This window comes from Proteus sp. fly-1008, assembly GCF_040140305.1.
In the GTDB taxonomy this organism is placed as follows: Bacteria; Pseudomonadota; Gammaproteobacteria; order Enterobacterales; family Enterobacteriaceae; genus Proteus; species Proteus vulgaris_B.
Window position 1 is genome coordinate 208,305 of record NZ_JBEEWH010000001.1, and the last position, 15,848, is coordinate 224,152.

Below are 15,848 nucleotides of genomic sequence, written 5' to 3' on the forward strand. Positions count from 1 at the left end.
CACCATAGAAGCGAAGAAGACCATTGATACGATAAGGGAGCTTTTAATTAGAGTCATATTTATTCATCCTTTTCAAAATAGGTACGTTAATATATTAAGAAAAGAGTGAAAAACTGACAATTTTAAAGATAATGATGCTTCTTTTGCATTTTATAACAACAGATTTTGTTTATTGAGCAACTTTATTAAGATGAAGTGCAATTAATAAGGCCGCTAACATTAAAACCGCAATAAATAACCCAACGCCTAGCCAACCAAAACTTACCCAGAATAAACCACCGACTGTACCTGCAAGGCTTGATCCAGCATAGTAGGTAAAGAGATAAAGTGAAGAAGCCTGAGCACGTCCTCGTTTTGCACGACGCCCAATCCAACTACTTGCTACTGCATGAGCTGCGAAAAAACCCGTTGTTAAGATAAGCATACCGACGAAAATAACAGGCAACGATTCAATTAAGGTAATCAATATACCTATTAACATCATCGAGATACCTGCAATAAATACTTTACCTAAACCATATTTAGTGGTTAGTAATCCTGCTTTAGATGCACTATAAGTGCCACTTAAATATACTATAGAAATCAAACCTACCGTTGTTTGGCTTAATGAATAGGGGGCGTCTAATAAGCGATAGCCAATGTAGTTAAATAAAGTGACAAATCCGCCCATTAATAAACCACCTTCAATAAATAACAGGGGTAATCCTTTATCTCTAAAATGCAGTTTTGTGGTAATAAGAAGGTTGCGTGGTTTTAATGCAGTTGGTCTAAAGTGTTTTGAAGCTGGTAATATCTTCCAAAAAGTAATTGCTGCAAAAAGGGCAAAAATACCGAGAATAACGACAGATAAACGCCAAGAGTAATAATCACTTAATACCCCAGTAATAACACGGCCACTCATACCACCAATAGAGTTACCGCTAATATATAAGCCCATTGATAGCGCTAAATAGGCAGGATGGATCTCTTCGCTTAAATAAGTCATCGCCACTGCAGCAACACCACTCAACGAAAGCCCCACTAAGGCACGAGTAATTAAGATGCCAGTCCAACTATTCATTGTTGCACTCAATAATGTAAAAAATGCGGCACAAAACAATGCAATAACCATGACATTTTTACGCCCAAAAGCGTCTGAAAGTGGGCCAGTTATTAATAAACCACATGCCATTAATGCGGTTGAAAGTGAGAGCGCTAGACTGCTGGTTGCGGGGCTGACAGAAAATTCGTTAGATAACACTGGCAATATGGGTTGCACAAAATAGAGTAAGGCAAATGTCGCTAAACCCACCATAAAAAATGACACTGTCACTTTTATATACAGTGCATCATCACGTTGAATATAGTGTTTAGGGTTAGATTGGCTATGAGCTGGCTTTTCTATACACGATGTATCGTCTGAAATATCAGTGCCTAAGCTCATACTTTTACTGTCTATTTCGTGAGTATCCATATTGATTAAACTTCCATTACTTAAATTTGATTTATGTCAATGTTAGAAATATTTGATTTTTTTGTCTAATATATTAATTATTAGAAATAAGACTTTTAAAGTATCAATGCTAAAGTGAGAGACATATGAACATTGAATTGAGGCATTTACGTTATTTTATCGCTGTAGCGGAAGAGCTTCATTTTGGTAAGGCTGCAGAAAGATTGAATATTTCTCAACCACCGCTGAGTCAACAAATACAAGCACTTGAAAGTGAAATAGGGGCTAGACTTTTAGAACGAACTAATCGTTCTGTTGCACTAACACCAGCAGGGCAAATGTTTTTAAAAGAGTCTTATCAAATTATGGCGCAGGTCAACGCAGCTGCAACACGTGCAGCTAGAATGGAAAAAGGTGAGTTAGGTGAAATATCTATAGGTTTTACATCAACGACACCTTTTATGCACTTAGTAACGTTGAGTTTAAGGCAATTTAGAGAAAATTATCCTGAAGTCGGTATTCATATGCATCAGATGAATACAAAGCAACAAATTTCACCATTGCTTACAGGGCGTATTGATCTGGGTATTATGCGAAACACCACATTACCCGAAAATTTGCACCACCAGCTATTGTTTCGAGAGCCTTTCATTTTAGCTGTTTATGAAGGGCACCCATTACTTGCTTACAAAGAAACAGGCGTTAATATTCAAGATATTGGGCAGTATCCTTTTGTTTTTTTTGAACGAGATGTAGGTACAGCTCTTTATGATGAAATTATTCAATTACTGAGTTTGTCAGGAATTACGCCAACTATTGCACAAGAAGCCGGCGAAGCCATGACGATTTTAGGGTTAGTTGCTGCAGGATTAGGTATCTCAATTGTGACTAAATCTTTTACTCGAATGAAAGTTGATGGTGTGCATTATTTACACTTCGCTAATTCACAGGCATTTTCTGAAGTTTGGTTGGTTTCACATAAGAAACGGACAATACCCGCAGCGGCGAATCGATTAACGCAATTGTTGTTAAAAAATATTTTAGAACACCAAAAATCTTGATTTATCTGTGTTTTTGATCACGCTTTTTATGTAAGTATTGTACAATTATCACAAATTGACGACATAATCGGTAATGAATTATTTGGAGCCTCGAATTAATTATGGCTTCTTAATTAAGGATGACATTCAATGGGGAACCAACCTAGCCACATCGATCACGTGAAACAGTTTAATCTTGGCACAGTCTTTCGTTTGATTGATGAACATGGCCCCATTTCTCGTATTTCACTGTCAAAAAAAGCAGAACTAGCTCCTGCAAGTATTACCAAAATTACGCGAGAATTAGTTGAGGCACATCTTATTCATGAAACAGAGTTTCCGGATGTGGGATTTCGTGGCCGACCTGCAGTAGGATTAAAATTAGAAAGCCAAGGGTGGCAATTTCTCTGTATCCGAGTCAATAAAGGTAATTTACTTTTTAGTTTAAGAGAGCTAGACAGTAAACTTGTTACTGAAGACACGTTTGATTTTCCTAAAGAGAACAGTGATAACTTTCTTACTCACTTTTTAGTTGCTATTGATAAATTTTTCGAACGCTATCAATCACATGTTGAAAGATTGACCGCCATTAGTATTACAATGAATGCGATTATTGATCCCATTAGTGGGGTTATTCATAGTTCCCCTTATTACGATATTAAAGATGTTCCTCTTGCCGATAAGATCCATGAAAAAACAGGTGTTTCTGTTTTCTTACAGCATAGTGTCACTGCATGGACAATGGCCGAATCTTTATATGGTGCGGCAAAAAATAATTCAGATGTTTTGCAAATTGTCATTGACGACATTGTAGGTGCTGGCGTAATTAGTAACGGGAGGACATTACATTCTCACAGTCACAGTGCGGTTGAAATTGGGCACACTAAAGTTATCGACTCTGAAAATAGTTGTTATTGTGGGGCGAAGGGATGTTTAGAAACTGAAATTGCTATTCCTCAATTAATTAAAAAAGCGCAATTATTAGCGCAAGAGGATCCTACCTCATTGCTAAACAAATATCCTATTACTATTGAAACATTGTGTGATGCAATATTAGTTGGAGATAAACAAGCTCTTGAAGTCGTGCATTTAGTTGCGCAGCGATTAAGTTTTATTCTTTCCGTGATGATTAATATCTTTAATCCACAAAAAATATTAATTGGTTCGCCTCTTTGTCGAGCTAAATCCATTCTTTTTCCATTGATTTTAAATCATGTTCAAAATCAGGCCATGCCTCGTTACGTACAATCATTAATTATTGAAGAAACAGAATTAAGAAATAAAGGTACTTTACCCGCAGCCTCATTAGTTAAAGAAGCTTTATACAACGGTTCTTTGTTAATAGAGTTGATGCAAGGCTAAATGAAGTGCAAAAAATCGTAACAGAAGTGTTTTACAAGCGTAAATACCTCAATTGATCATTAACGAATTCTCTATTTTCGAGCAATTAACTAAAAAATTGAGCTATCTCAAGCCATCAGAAACAGTGTTACCCTAAACTCTAATCTCTGTCATTTTTTATGAACCTGATTTATCTGTCATAACGGAAGTAAATTATATGTTAACACGCTTTTTTGTTACGGGGACAGATACCAACGTGGGTAAAACTGTTGTGACCCGAGCACTTCTTCAGTCATTAAATCGTGGCGGGTCAACGGCAGTGGGTTATAAGCCTATTGCAACAGAATTACATGAAACAGCTGATGGTGAGCGTAATCGTGATGCAATGATTATTCATAATTCATCGCCAGTTGAAGTTCGCTACGACGAAATTAATCCTATTTTACTTGATAATTGTTATGTTAGCGAAAATGAAATTGATTTTAATAAGATTTCAAATGAGCTTGATAATTTAAGTAAAAAAGCAGAGTGTGTTGTTATCGAAGGTAATGGCGGTTGGCGTTATCTACTTGATGATAATACCTTTTATTCTGATTGGGTGGTAAAAGAACAAATTCCAGTCGTTTTGGTTGTTGGTATTCAACCAGGCTGTGTTAATCACTCAATATTAACAGCACAATCTATTATCAACGATGGTTTGAAATTAGTCGGTTGGGTTGCTAACAGAATAAATCCAGGATTACCTTATTATGCGAAAATTGTGGAAAGGCTGTCTCAGCATATTCCTGCACCACTGATTGGTGAAATCCCGTATTTATTACGTCCTGAAGAACGTGATCTCTCTTGTTACCTTGATTTAAGTCAGTTAGAAATCGCTGTACCTGCTTAAGAGAGAATATAAATAAGTAACGAAGTGGATTGAGTTGCCTGTTTTTTAACGGAGCCAAACTTGTTACTTTTAAACGCCTGATGAGTAAATCCATTGGGTGTTTTTGTTTTTTCTAAACTTTGCTTAAAACTGGAATAATGATGAAAAAATGACAAAGTTAAAGCAAATATGGAACAACAAACTGAATAGAATAATTTTAAATCAGCAAGATACTCATTTATATTGAGTGATAAAGAAAAGGGCGCAATTATTAGCGCCCTTTTTTAAGTTAGCGGTGAATTAATGGCGAGTATAGATGATCTTCTTAGTGTCATTCTCGCAAGTGCCTACCACTTTACCCTCTGTTTGTGCAACTTGGTCGTTTTCAACGACAGTTAAAGTAAAGTTAGCAGCGGGCACACCGTTATTAACGATTTTTTGTTGAATAGATTCAACGACTTCATCACAACCTGCATTTGCTGCTAAAGGGGCAAATGCTACGAGGGTTGCCATTACTGCAAAGATATATTTTTTCATATTACATTTTCCTTGTTTTACAACGCAAAACATCACTGTTTTACACGATTTTCTTATGGATTAACAGGGCGCCCAGTATTACTGTCTAAACAACGGCGGGTTTCAGGCTCCCAATAAGCGTAGATATTTGCACTTTTCAGACAAGCATCTCGCTCATCAATGGCTTTATCTACTTTATTAAATTCAATTTTTTCTCGCTGATTGACTTGGGTACGAAGTTCACGCTTTTGATCCCAGTCTTCTTTCAGTTGTCGAGCTTGTTCTTTATCTAAGACATTGTCATAGCCATTACCATTAATGGTTACATTGGTAGAGGCGGCAATAGAAGAAAAAGAAGACACAGATAAACCAAGAAATAAGGAGAACAATAAAGTTCTTACCGTTGGTTTCTTAGTTAGTGTATTGATCATAGTTGCTATCCTCTAAAGTTATGTCGCTATTACTGTCAATGACTATTATATCTTAATAATTATAGTTGATGCCTTAATAAAAAATGAGTTTTCAGTGCGTTTAGTTTTGACGATGAACACTTAATCCGGCAAATGATTGGCTAACAGGCATCATTTCTAAGGTATTAATATTAACATGAGCAGGTAGCGTTGCTGTCCAATATACGGCTTCCGCAACATCTTCAGGAGTTAATGCATTTGCATTTGCATACGTTTGTTCAACTTTATCACTATCACCTTTAAAGCGAACTAATGAGAACTCCGTACCACCAACAAGGCCAGGTTCAATATCGGTCACGCGGACTTTTTTACCTTGGAGATCGGCACGTAATCCTAAACTAAATTGCTTAACAAACGCTTTAGTGGCGCCATAAACATTACCGCCCATATAAGGCCAAGAAGCGGCTGTTGAGCTGATGTTAATAACATGGCCTTTATTTCTTTCTACCATAAAAGGAAGAATAGCACGGGTGACATGAACCAGACCTTTATTATTTGTCTCGATCATCGTATCCCAATCATCGAGACTAGCTTTATCGGCGGTATTTAAACCCAATGCTAAACCAGCGTTATTCACTAACACATCGATTTCACGCCATTTCTCAGGCAATTGAGTGTAAACCTCACTGACAGCTTTTTTATCTGTCACATCTAACTGTAATGGATAAAATTGCTCACCTAGCTCTTTATGCAAGTTATTCAGTTTATCTAAACGACGAGCAGTACCAATAACTTTGTGCCCATGGCTGATAAAATGACGAGCAATGGCTTCACCAAAGCCAGCAGAGGCACCCGTGATAAAAATAATCATTTAATTACCCTCGATAGTTATAATAATTGAAAGTAAAAGGCTATCACTAAAAAGAGTCAAGTTTAAAAGTAAGGATTGTGATAAATCAGCCTAAAACAAGGTTCTTTTATGATGTGAAAGATTTTTATCTTTAATAGTAACCTGTATTTTTGTTTTTAACTGACAGAACGAGAGGTGATTATTTGGTCGATTAATTTATTAAAAATAAAGGAGGTAAAGCACATGCTTTATATCACGGGAAAACAAATAAACTAAGTAAAAACATAGTGATAATAATAATGATACTGCCAATGACGGCAATTACCAATGTGGGTGATAAAAGAAAACAGAAGTAACACAAAATAAGGGTCACTACGATATAAATCAAATCGCTAAACGACTTATATAGAACGACGACAGTTTTTTTTAATTGAGAGAGGAACGATTTATTCATATCACACAAAAATAAATGCTGATTATCTTAATGTTACAAGTTACTAGACTGAGCCGAAAAATATAAACCCAGTCTAGCAGAATAGGGAACTAACGGTTATTTTTTACCAACTTGATGACCAATAACGCCACCTAAGACGCCGCCACCAATAGTACCCAATGCGCTACCATCAGTTAAAATCGCACCACCGATAGCACCAGCACCGGCTCCAATTGCTGTATTACGGTCGCGTTTTGTCATGCTAGAACAACCCGCAAGAGAAAAAAGCAGAACAGAAGCGACACATAGTGTTCCAATCTTTTTTAACGTGATATTCATTTTTATAAACTCCAAAATAAAGGACAATATAAAGATATCGCTATCGTATTTATACGAGCATCAGAATATTCGGGAACATAAGGAGGGAAAAGTCTTAAAGTGAGTCATTATTGATAACACATATTTTAAATGCATTTTATAAAAATAAATTTTATTATCTCTAGTATTATTTGATGTTCAGAATAAAGCATCAATGTATTATGTCATTTACATGAGTTAACATAATAATATGATATTGATAAATAAAGTAAAAACACTCTCTTCACAGTTTGCATCGGGCTATTTTGGTGTTGTATTAGGGATGATTGGTACAGGAATGGCATGGCGATATGCCGCTAAAGAGCATAATTATCCAGCTTATATTGGTGAAATATTTATTGGTGTAGGTTGTTTGGTTTGGTTAACACTTACGCTATTTTTGCTTACTAAGTGGCTATTTCATCGACAAAGTCTTCTTGAAGAAATTAAACATCCTGTTACAAGTGGATTTACTAGCTTATTTCCCGCAACGACAGTTTTAGTATCGATCGGATTAAGTCCATATTTATCCTTATTTTCTCTGGTGTTATTTAGTGTTGGAGCAATTGCTCAGCTTGGGTATTCTAGTTGGCTTGTTGGTTATCAATGGAAGGGTGAATATCCTAAAATGGCGACCACACCAGTCTTATATTTACCAACTGTCGCTAATAACTTTATCTGTGCCATGGCATGTGGTGCATTTGGTTTTAATGATTTGGGTATTTTATTTTTTGGGGCTGGCGTATTTTCGTGGCTAAGTTTAGAACCCGCTATTTTAAAAAGAATACGCAGTGAAGGATTAATGGATGAAAAATTACGGCTATCATTTGGTATTCAATTAGCACCCGCCTTGGTTGCCTGTAGTGCTTATTTGGCTATTAATGACAATCATATTGATTTCTTCGCAAAAATGTTATTAGGTTATGGGCTATTACAACTCTTATTTATGATGAGATTAATTCCTTGGTTTGTAAAACAACCGTTTTCATTGCCATTTTGGAGTTTCTCTTTCGGTGTTTCAGCATTAGCAAAAGCCTCATTAAATATGAGCATGACATCTAATAGCCATTTTATGCAGTTATTATCAATAGCTTTATTTGTTCTTGCTAATACTATTATTTTATTACTTATTTTTCATTCATTATTATGGATTTTTAAAGGATTAAAACAATTATACAATCCTTCTAAAGTGGTATGAATATTATATAAAAAAGAGAAGAGCCTAAATGAAAAGCTAGGCTCTTTTTGTTTAATACTGAAAATAATTAAAAAAGCAAGTTAGAAAGCTAATATTATCACGCATTATCCCAATAAATAGCATAAAGGGAAATAGAGCCAATAACGATGAAAAGAAAGTTAATTAAAAGAAATAAACGCTGGCTGATGGAGAAATATCATCTTTCACAACAACTATTTGCACCATTATCGGTTATTTTAAAAGACAATAAATTAGAGTCACAAGCAAATCGATATTACCGCTTATGGCGACGTGGCTTAATCAAAGAAGATTGGCGCCATGCCATTTTTGATAGAGATGTTGTGACAGTACCTCAACTACGCCTTGATGGCCGGGTTATTTATTACGAGAGAATTTATAACAAAGAGTTAGTACCATTAGAATATCAAGATCAATGGAAAGTATTTTGAAATAGATAAAGCTAACTTATTGCTAACTATTTATAGATTAGAAAGGAGCGAGAAGGGAGATTTGGGTTAAATATGGATAAAGTAAAACAACAATACTATCAGCAACAGCAAGCTCTCATTGATGATATACAAAAGGGTATTGCTTTAAATAGAGACTTATTAGTATTAAGGGAGTTACTTTTATCCTATAAGTACAATGGAATGACTCAAAATATAATGCGAGATTGTTTAAATCAATTAAGAGCTATAGAAGATGAAAATACTATTTTAGACTTACTCGATTTTGTCGAAGGTTTCTGTTCCTTAGATTGGAAAATATACCCCTGAAGGTTAAGAGTTTATTGTTGATCTTATTTTTCCGATTAAGGAACTATTTGCAATGGCAATTATGGCATTAACGTGGATAAAGTTGATCCTACCAGCGTTTTATAACCAGTTAGTTAATCAACGCATAAATAAGCATTAATCTACATTGCTGTAGGTTAATGCTTTTTAGTGTTTCTTTTTAAGAATTAAAATGCTTGGCGGAAAATCTCAATGATCTCTTTTTCATTACCTTTACGAGGATTAGAGAATGCATTACCGTCTTTAAGTGCCATTTCAGCCATATATGGGAAATCAGACTCTTTCACACCTAACTCACCTAAATGTTGCGGAATACCAATATCCGCAGAGAGGCGAGCGATAGCTGCAATAGCACGTTCAGCTGCATCCATTACGGATAAACCTACAACATTTTCACCCATAAATTCAGCAATATCAGCAAATTTTTCTGGATTAGCGATCAGGTTATAACGTAATACATGAGGGAGTAATACCGCATTGGCTACACCGTGTGGCATATCATATAAGCCACCCAGCTGGTGAGCCATTGCATGAACATAACCAAGGTTAGCGTTGTTAAATGCCATTCCTGCTAAAAGTGAAGCATAAGCCATATTTTCACGGGCTTTTAGGTTTGTACCCAAGGCTACAGCTTGACGCAAGTTACGAGAAATCAAACGGATTGCTTGAATAGCTGATGCATCGGTGACAGGGTTAGCATCTTTAGAGATATAAGCTTCAACCGCATGAGTTAACGCATCCATACCTGTTGCCGCAGTCAGTCCAGCAGGTTTACCGATCATTAACAGAGGATCGTTAATAGAAACAGAAGGGAGGTTGCGCCAGCTCACAATAACGAATTTGACTTTAGTTTTGGTATTAGTCAGAACACAGTGACGAGTGACTTCACTCGCTGTGCCAGCAGTGGTATTTACGGCAATAATAGGTGGCAGAGGATTTGTTAGTGTTTCAATGCCTGCATAATTGTAAAGATCACCTTCATGAGTGGCTGCAATACCGATACCTTTACCACAGTCATGTGGACTACCACCACCCACTGTAATTATCATGTCACATTGTTCCTTGCGGAACATTGCAAGACCTTCGAGTACATTAGTGTCTTTTGGGTTAGGTTCTGTGCCATCAAATACGACAACATCAATACCCGCTTCTTTTAGATAACCAATAGTTTTATCTACGGCGCCATCTTTTAATGCTCGTAGACCTTTATCCGTTACCAGCAGGGCTTTTTTACCCCCCAATAATTTGCAACGTTCGCCAACAACAGAGATAGCACCTGGACCAAAAAAGTTAACATTCGGTACCAAGTAATCAAACATACGATAGCTCATGATAAACCTTCCAATATCAGATTATTATTCAGATAAATTAAAGTATTAGAGCATTTTCACCGCATTGGTTATTAAGTCAAGAGAGGTGCTTATCAATAAGATGAATCGATTCATTTAACCTTGGTTCATTTGATATAAGTCAACAGGATATGCTTTCTTTGAAGAAGGCGAATTCGATCTAATATCTGCTAGATTTTCTAAATATCTTGGAAAAAAAGAAATATAAGCAGTAATATTAGAAACTTTAAGCTAAAACCAAATAACTTGAGGTACTTGAGGTATAAGTGAAAAGGAAGGCTGAGACGATAAAATAAAACACCCGCAAGCAGGTGTTTTATTATGTTATATTTGGTAAGCGTAGTTTATTCGTCGAAGTACCAATATCCTTGATTGATAAATTCGGTTAATTCTGCAACAAAGGTTGGAACCATCAGTGCATCACCGAGTTCATCGGCCCCAACTTCCGTAAACTGGCACAGCGCATCTGCGCCTTTCGTTTCTTTGGTAGCCCAAGCTTCTGTATTCACAAAAAAATTATCTTCGATGCGTAGGACACGCAGTCCGCTTAATCGGATCAGTTTTTCACCATCATTCAGTGCGTTCAATACTTCTTCTGGCTGATATGGCGGTTCAGCGGGAGCAATATCCAGCTCATGGCGTGGTGTGGTTGCAAAACGACCTAACCATTGTTCAAAATCACCAGGCTTATTGATCATCTCAATCATCATGGCACGCAGGCGTTCAACTTCGTGAGCTTCCATTTTTCCTGCATTGTCGCGTACTGTCAGATTAGGATCGCCATAATTTATTCCACCTAGATCTTGTTCCAGTGCGTAGTCTGCAAAACTGCTCAGCAAATCACGGCCATTTGGTCCACGAAAGCCGACAGAATAGTTCATGGTATCTTCGAAAGTGAAACCATCATGAGGGAATCCAGGTGGAATATACAGAATATCTCCAGGTGCCATTTCTACATCAATAATTGGTTCAAATGGATCAACATGCAGTAATGCAGGATGCGGGCAGAACTGACGCATTGGTAGGGCATCACCTACACGCCAGCGGCGACGACCCATTCCTTGAATGATAAAAACATCATAGTTATCAATATGTGGTCCGACACCACCTCCGGGTACTGAATAGGAGATCATCAGATCATCAAGACGCCATTCAGGTAATACGCGAAATGGTTTCACCAACTCAGCGGACGGCATATGCCAATGGTTGACCGCCTGTACCAGCAGTGACCATCCTTCTTCACCTAATTCGCTGTAGTCTTCAAACGGTCCATGGCTTGCCTGCCATTTGTTGTCAGTGAGGCTGACAAGACGACTGTCAACTTCTGGTTCCATTGCCAAACCGGCTAATTCATCTGGAGTGATAGGATCGACGAAATTAGGAAATGCATTTTTCAATACAACAGGTTTTTTTTGCCAGTATTTTTCTAAAAATTCAGGCCAATTAAGATTCAATTTGTTAACCATGTGACCACATCTGTATAAAGGAATAAGCTGGTAATTATAGAAGTAATGCGCGGTCATATTTTTGTTTGGCATCAAATGCCAGTCAATAACACTAGCGATGGGAGTTTGATTTAGAAAATGAAAAAATCAAAGGTCATTGGGTTGGTGTTTTTACTGCTGATAATGGTGTCACTGAAATTGACTTTACTGAAGTGGTGATATCTAAAAAGATTTTATTAAAACCTTTAGTGAAGTGGTATTTGAAGAAAAGACAAAAAGCTTATATTCAAGACCTAGAAAAAGCATTGGCAAGTAAGCTTTAAGTTAAGAATGAATCAACATAATCAACCAGCCAAAATCAGAGATTTCAGTGCATATCCGTATTTAGATACTAAGGTTCGCATAATGTATATTATGTTAAATTGACTGTGGTAATAAATAACTTCATATCTCAGCGTCACTTCTCAGTAAATCAACAAATTAGTCATTTTTTGACACATCTCCTCTTCCTTGCGCTTGTTCAAAATGCACTGGCTTCATATTCATATAAAACATAAGATTAGTTTTATGTACTCTGGCTTCACGTCCATCAACATTTTACACAGGCGCTTAATCAATAAGATCGCTCATGCCCTAGCGCTACATAAATTCCACCAATCTGAGGTGGACATAATCCTTTTTTATAACCTTCCAAAATTTAGTGGAAATTACTCGTTTATGTTCACTATTTCTGGAAACACCCTAAATTCCAATCATAATTAATGAGTCGTCACTAAAAGAATAAGTTTCAAATATGTATTATAAATACTGAAAAAAAGAATATTTACTTAAGTGTAACTATATTATCACCTTACTAGTCGGATTTGTTTAATTCTATTATTACCCCTCTAAAAAACACAAAAAAATACGCCTGTGTCAGTTAGTTCCTATGTTCAACCTAGTTTTACTCCATTACGCTAACATTATATTTAATGTGAAAATAAATATTTACAAATAGAAATTGAATATTTTTATTTATACTATGCGAGGATGAATATGAGAATTGCACTACCCTTAATATTGAGTTCAGTACTCTTGCTCTCTGGTTGTTCGGCTTTTCTTTATAGCTTAGGCAACAATCCAGAGATGTCACTGAGTAATATAAAATTGATGGAAAATACAACAAAACTGACAGTGCCAACTATACCGCCAGGAACCAGAGATGGTGAATATTTACGTTATTATCCGGATGGGAAACTTAAATATAAATCATGGGTAACCAAAGGTTGTTTTGATCGTTACGTCAATGCTTATAATGATAACGGTAAATTAAAAATGGTCATACCGCTGAAGAATTGTGAAGTTAACGGTGTGGTGAAAAGTTATCAGGCTAACGGCAACATATACAGTGAAATAGCTATGCGTGATGGCTTACCGTATGGCGCCTTCAAATAATATCATAATACACCTAAAAATAATGTTAATTTGCAGGGATATATGGAGAATAGCGCTCTTATTGGTGTCATAACTCAATATGATGAAAACGGAAAAGTAATTAATAAAGGTCAAGTATTAGATGGTAAGATTAAAATCTTAAAATAACCTGATGTGAGTTACCGACTTTTGTTATTTCTGAAAGTCGGTTTTTGTTTCATTATTCAAATACGCGTTATTTCTTTTTTATATTAAAGTAGAACATCAACGCTTTATAACCTTTCTCGGTGATAGTTACTTCTCTATATCCTTGATGTCGTGTTAACCATGCTTGAGCTTCTGCATAATGAAAAAAAGCCGTACCAATTTTTCCACCTAAATGAAAACGACGTTCACTCCAATCCAAACATGGACAGCAAATATTGCGTGAATGCTTTGCTTGAAATTCAATACCTATATTTTTAAATCGCTCAACACCTAGCGTTGTAATAGCATGGCCATCTTCTGTTATCCATTTTTGCTGACAAAGTGAATCATAAATATTAACGGCTACTTCACCTGCTAAATGATTATAACAAGTTCGCGCCTTCCTTAAGTTTTTGGGCGTTGTGATTTTAGCTTGTGAAATATTTTCAGTTGAAAAATTCATTAAATTTTCAATAACTTTTGCAATATCATCGTTAGCTAATCGGAAATAACGGTATTTACCTTGGGATATCACAGAAATCAGACCAGCATTCAGTAATTTGGACAAATGACTACTGGCTGTAGAGGCAGAAATATCAGCTACAACCCCCAGTTCCGTTGCTGTCCACGCCCTTCCATCCATTAATGCACAGAGTATTTTGACTCTGGAAATATCAGATATTGCCGCACCCACAGCGGTTATTGCTGACTCTACAGTGTGTTGATATTCTGATTTCATCTCTGGTTTAGCCATTTAAAATTTAAGCTCTTTTATTGTAGCAAGTTATCGAGTCTATTTAATCACAGACTTTCTGCATCAAATGAATATTCACGTGCCAAAGAAACAATACTAATTTTGTAAAAATCGAAAATAGACTCTCGACCTTCTTGTTGCGCATTTTTATGTAAAATATTTTTCTTCCATTGCAAAACAGCTTCTTCATTTTCCCACCAAGAAAGTGACAATAATTTTCCTTCGGTTGATAAACTTTGAAACCGCTCTATTGAAATAAATCCCTCAATATCCGTTAGTAATGGCTTTAAATCAGCCGCTAAAGATAAATAACGATCCTGTTTTCCTGGTTTAATTTTGACTTCAAATATCACGGCAATCATTAGTGTTCTCCTTTATTTGGTGATGATAAGTATATTGATTAAAAATAGACAACACTTCGATATTTGTTGAAATGAGAGCAATATCTATTTTAAAAATAAGGCAGAAAGAGACTATGACCATCTTCTGATAAAACTAAAGTCCAATCATACCTTATGTTGAATGTTGTATCGCTTTACGAATATTATCGGTAATTCCATTTATATTTGATGTCATATTTTTATGTATAAATTAAAAGTCTAACGATGGGTGGGATTTATTATGAGTTTTTTTATTTTGAGGCTCAACCCTTCTAATTTGAATTTAATTTAAAGGGTTGAGCAATATAATTTATTGTTATATTTAAGTAGTTATGATTGGTTTTAAATAACTATATTTTATTTTTATTATAAAATTTTTCGCCACACATTAATTTGGTAAAATCAGTACTTACAGTTGCGACAGAGACAGGTTTATCTTTAGCGATATAAATAAAAGCTTTTCGAATTTTATCTTCTTCACTGACTTCTTTTAATTTACCGTCAATCACTCTATCAGAGTCATAATTTACGCAATAACCGAGTGTTGTTGAGGTCTTTTTATCTTTTACGGTCATGATGTCATTATATTTAAAACGATAACCTTGATTCTCTTTTGCGAGTTCGTCTTTAGCTTTTGTGCTGATTGCGAATGGACTGGAAAGCCGTTCAATGGCTGCCGGATATTCAGTATCCATTTTTTGACTGACAAATTGTTTATCTGTTGAATTGGCTGCACTATAAACAACACCTTGTTGAGTGGTTTTTATACTATAGGCTTCCCACTCTTCAGACTCTTTAATAAATGGAGCTGCATCTGAAAGAATATTTGTAAACTGATCCCATACACTATTAGTTGAACTACAGCCTGAAATAAGAAATATGGAAGTACTTAATAAGAGTGTTAATAATATTTTTTTTTGCATTTTTATTCCATTAATTAAAAGAGATATAGTCATTTTTGGATTATATTTCATATTATTAGGTTAATTAATAGTAGCATTTTACAAATGAATATGTAGATACAATGAGTAAGATTAATCCTTAAACCTACAGATATTCATAAAATTATGAAGTCATTTTCA

17 protein-coding genes are annotated in these 15,848 nt (G+C 35.7%); 7 read left to right on the forward strand and 10 right to left on the reverse strand.

From position 1 onward, the window contains the following. Nucleotides 1-169: 169 nt before the first annotated feature. Nucleotides 170-1,453, reverse strand: coding sequence for an MFS transporter (locus ABN256_RS01025; protein WP_340896453.1), 1,284 nt, complete (start codon nt 1,451-1,453; stop codon nt 170-172). A 125-nt stretch (nt 1,454-1,578) separates the two neighbouring features. Between ABN256_RS01025 and ABN256_RS01030 the strand changes: the two genes are divergently transcribed. From ABN256_RS01030 to bioD, 3 genes are all read left to right on the forward strand, one after another. Beyond that, nucleotides 1,579-2,493, forward strand: a complete 915-nt coding sequence (locus ABN256_RS01030) for a LysR family transcriptional regulator (RefSeq protein ID WP_087802471.1) — start codon at nt 1,579-1,581, stop codon at nt 2,491-2,493. 129 nt (nt 2,494-2,622) lie between these two features. Beyond that, complete coding sequence (gene mlc, locus ABN256_RS01035) at nt 2,623-3,834, forward strand: sugar metabolism global transcriptional regulator Mlc (RefSeq protein ID WP_284551695.1); 1,212 nt, start codon at nt 2,623-2,625, stop codon at nt 3,832-3,834. Between the two features lie 196 nt (nt 3,835-4,030). After that, complete coding sequence (gene bioD, locus ABN256_RS01040; RefSeq protein WP_072068031.1) at nt 4,031-4,702, forward strand: dethiobiotin synthase; 672 nt, start codon at nt 4,031-4,033, stop codon at nt 4,700-4,702. 279 nt (nt 4,703-4,981) lie between these two features. Here bioD and ABN256_RS01045 read toward each other — a convergent pair whose 3' ends face one another. From ABN256_RS01045 to osmB, 4 genes are all read right to left on the reverse strand, one after another. Beyond that, the gene (locus ABN256_RS01045) at nt 4,982-5,218 is read right to left on the reverse strand and encodes a DUF1161 domain-containing protein (protein WP_072068032.1); all 237 of its coding nucleotides are present in this window, start codon (nt 5,216-5,218) and stop codon (nt 4,982-4,984) included. A 53-nt stretch (nt 5,219-5,271) separates the two neighbouring features. Beyond that, entirely contained in the window at nt 5,272-5,628 is a 357-nt protein-coding gene (locus ABN256_RS01050; RefSeq protein WP_196553088.1) for a DUF1283 family protein, read from the reverse strand. A 100-nt stretch (nt 5,629-5,728) separates the two neighbouring features. After that, nucleotides 5,729-6,478: a bifunctional NADP-dependent 3-hydroxy acid dehydrogenase/3-hydroxypropionate dehydrogenase YdfG gene (gene ydfG / locus ABN256_RS01055; protein WP_072068034.1), complete on the reverse strand. Its 750-nt coding sequence runs from the start codon at nt 6,476-6,478 to the stop codon at nt 5,729-5,731. A 529-nt stretch (nt 6,479-7,007) separates the two neighbouring features. Beyond that, complete coding sequence (osmB, locus tag ABN256_RS01060) at nt 7,008-7,229, reverse strand: osmotically-inducible lipoprotein OsmB (protein ID WP_006536908.1); 222 nt, start codon at nt 7,227-7,229, stop codon at nt 7,008-7,010. Nucleotides 7,230-7,458: 229 nt separating this feature from the next. Here osmB and tehA point away from each other — a divergent pair, with 229 nt between their 5' ends. The 3 genes from tehA to ABN256_RS01075 all read left to right on the forward strand — a co-directional run bounded on the left by tehA (nt 7,459) and on the right by ABN256_RS01075 (nt 9,221). Beyond that, nucleotides 7,459-8,445, forward strand: a complete 987-nt coding sequence (gene tehA, locus ABN256_RS01065) for a dicarboxylate transporter/tellurite-resistance protein TehA (protein ID WP_349438940.1) — start codon at nt 7,459-7,461, stop codon at nt 8,443-8,445. A 146-nt stretch (nt 8,446-8,591) separates the two neighbouring features. Next, nucleotides 8,592-8,894, forward strand: coding sequence for a hypothetical protein (locus tag ABN256_RS01070; protein ID WP_349438941.1), 303 nt, complete (start codon nt 8,592-8,594; stop codon nt 8,892-8,894). 72 nt (nt 8,895-8,966) lie between these two features. Next, nucleotides 8,967-9,221, forward strand: a complete 255-nt coding sequence (locus ABN256_RS01075; protein WP_197269225.1) for a hypothetical protein — start codon at nt 8,967-8,969, stop codon at nt 9,219-9,221. Nucleotides 9,222-9,406: 185 nt separating this feature from the next. On the opposite strand, the gene dhaT is transcribed toward ABN256_RS01075, so the two are convergent. Then, entirely contained in the window at nt 9,407-10,570 is a 1,164-nt protein-coding gene (dhaT, locus tag ABN256_RS01080; RefSeq protein ID WP_164526296.1) for a 1,3-propanediol dehydrogenase, read from the reverse strand. Between the two features lie 362 nt (nt 10,571-10,932). After that, on the reverse strand, nt 10,933-12,054 hold the full coding sequence (locus ABN256_RS01085; RefSeq protein WP_196553084.1) for a JmjC domain-containing protein: 1,122 nt from the start codon (nt 12,052-12,054) through the stop codon (nt 10,933-10,935). Between the two features lie 1,014 nt (nt 12,055-13,068). Here ABN256_RS01085 and ABN256_RS01090 point away from each other — a divergent pair. Next, on the forward strand, nt 13,069-13,467 hold the full coding sequence (locus ABN256_RS01090; protein ID WP_349438944.1) for a toxin-antitoxin system YwqK family antitoxin: 399 nt from the start codon (nt 13,069-13,071) through the stop codon (nt 13,465-13,467). Between the two features lie 214 nt (nt 13,468-13,681). Here the strand turns inward: ABN256_RS01090 and ABN256_RS01095 are convergent, their stop codons facing one another. The 3 genes from ABN256_RS01095 to ABN256_RS01105 form a co-directional block, all read right to left on the reverse strand. Next, on the reverse strand, nt 13,682-14,386 hold the full coding sequence (locus tag ABN256_RS01095; RefSeq protein ID WP_349438946.1) for an ArsR/SmtB family transcription factor: 705 nt from the start codon (nt 14,384-14,386) through the stop codon (nt 13,682-13,684). A gap of 47 nt (nt 14,387-14,433) precedes the next feature. Further along, nucleotides 14,434-14,748, reverse strand: coding sequence for an antibiotic biosynthesis monooxygenase family protein (locus ABN256_RS01100; RefSeq protein WP_197269221.1), 315 nt, complete (start codon nt 14,746-14,748; stop codon nt 14,434-14,436). 368 nt (nt 14,749-15,116) lie between these two features. After that, nucleotides 15,117-15,689 carry a hypothetical protein gene (locus ABN256_RS01105; protein ID WP_197269220.1) on the reverse strand — a complete coding sequence of 191 codons (573 nt, stop codon included), beginning with the start codon at nt 15,687-15,689 and terminating at the stop codon, nt 15,117-15,119. Nucleotides 15,690-15,848 lie beyond the last annotated feature (159 nt).

Coding starts and splice junctions, on each gene's coding strand:
- ABN256_RS01100 (WP_197269221.1), bottom strand. CDS start 14,748: ATGATTGCCGTGATATTTGAAGTCAAAATTAAACCAGGAAAACAGGAT.
- ABN256_RS01090 (WP_349438944.1), top strand. CDS start 13,069: ATGAGAATTGCACTACCCTTAATATTGAGTTCAGTACTCTTGCTCTCT.
- ABN256_RS01095 (WP_349438946.1), bottom strand. CDS start 14,386: ATGGCTAAACCAGAGATGAAATCAGAATATCAACACACTGTAGAGTCA.
- ABN256_RS01085 (WP_196553084.1), bottom strand. CDS start 12,054: ATGGTTAACAAATTGAATCTTAATTGGCCTGAATTTTTAGAAAAATAC.
- ABN256_RS01075 (WP_197269225.1), top strand. CDS start 8,967: ATGGATAAAGTAAAACAACAATACTATCAGCAACAGCAAGCTCTCATT.
- bioD (WP_072068031.1), top strand. CDS start 4,031: ATGTTAACACGCTTTTTTGTTACGGGGACAGATACCAACGTGGGTAAA.
- ABN256_RS01050 (WP_196553088.1), bottom strand. CDS start 5,628: ATGATCAATACACTAACTAAGAAACCAACGGTAAGAACTTTATTGTTC.
- ydfG (WP_072068034.1), bottom strand. CDS start 6,478: ATGATTATTTTTATCACGGGTGCCTCTGCTGGCTTTGGTGAAGCCATT.
- mlc (WP_284551695.1), top strand. CDS start 2,623: ATGGGGAACCAACCTAGCCACATCGATCACGTGAAACAGTTTAATCTT.
- tehA (WP_349438940.1), top strand. CDS start 7,459: ATGATATTGATAAATAAAGTAAAAACACTCTCTTCACAGTTTGCATCG.
- ABN256_RS01025 (WP_340896453.1), bottom strand. CDS start 1,453: ATGGATACTCACGAAATAGACAGTAAAAGTATGAGCTTAGGCACTGAT.
- ABN256_RS01045 (WP_072068032.1), bottom strand. CDS start 5,218: ATGAAAAAATATATCTTTGCAGTAATGGCAACCCTCGTAGCATTTGCC.
- ABN256_RS01105 (WP_197269220.1), bottom strand. CDS start 15,689: ATGCAAAAAAAAATATTATTAACACTCTTATTAAGTACTTCCATATTT.
- ABN256_RS01030 (WP_087802471.1), top strand. CDS start 1,579: ATGAACATTGAATTGAGGCATTTACGTTATTTTATCGCTGTAGCGGAA.
- osmB (WP_006536908.1), bottom strand. CDS start 7,229: ATGAATATCACGTTAAAAAAGATTGGAACACTATGTGTCGCTTCTGTT.
- dhaT (WP_164526296.1), bottom strand. CDS start 10,570: ATGAGCTATCGTATGTTTGATTACTTGGTACCGAATGTTAACTTTTTT.
- ABN256_RS01070 (WP_349438941.1), top strand. CDS start 8,592: ATGAAAAGAAAGTTAATTAAAAGAAATAAACGCTGGCTGATGGAGAAA.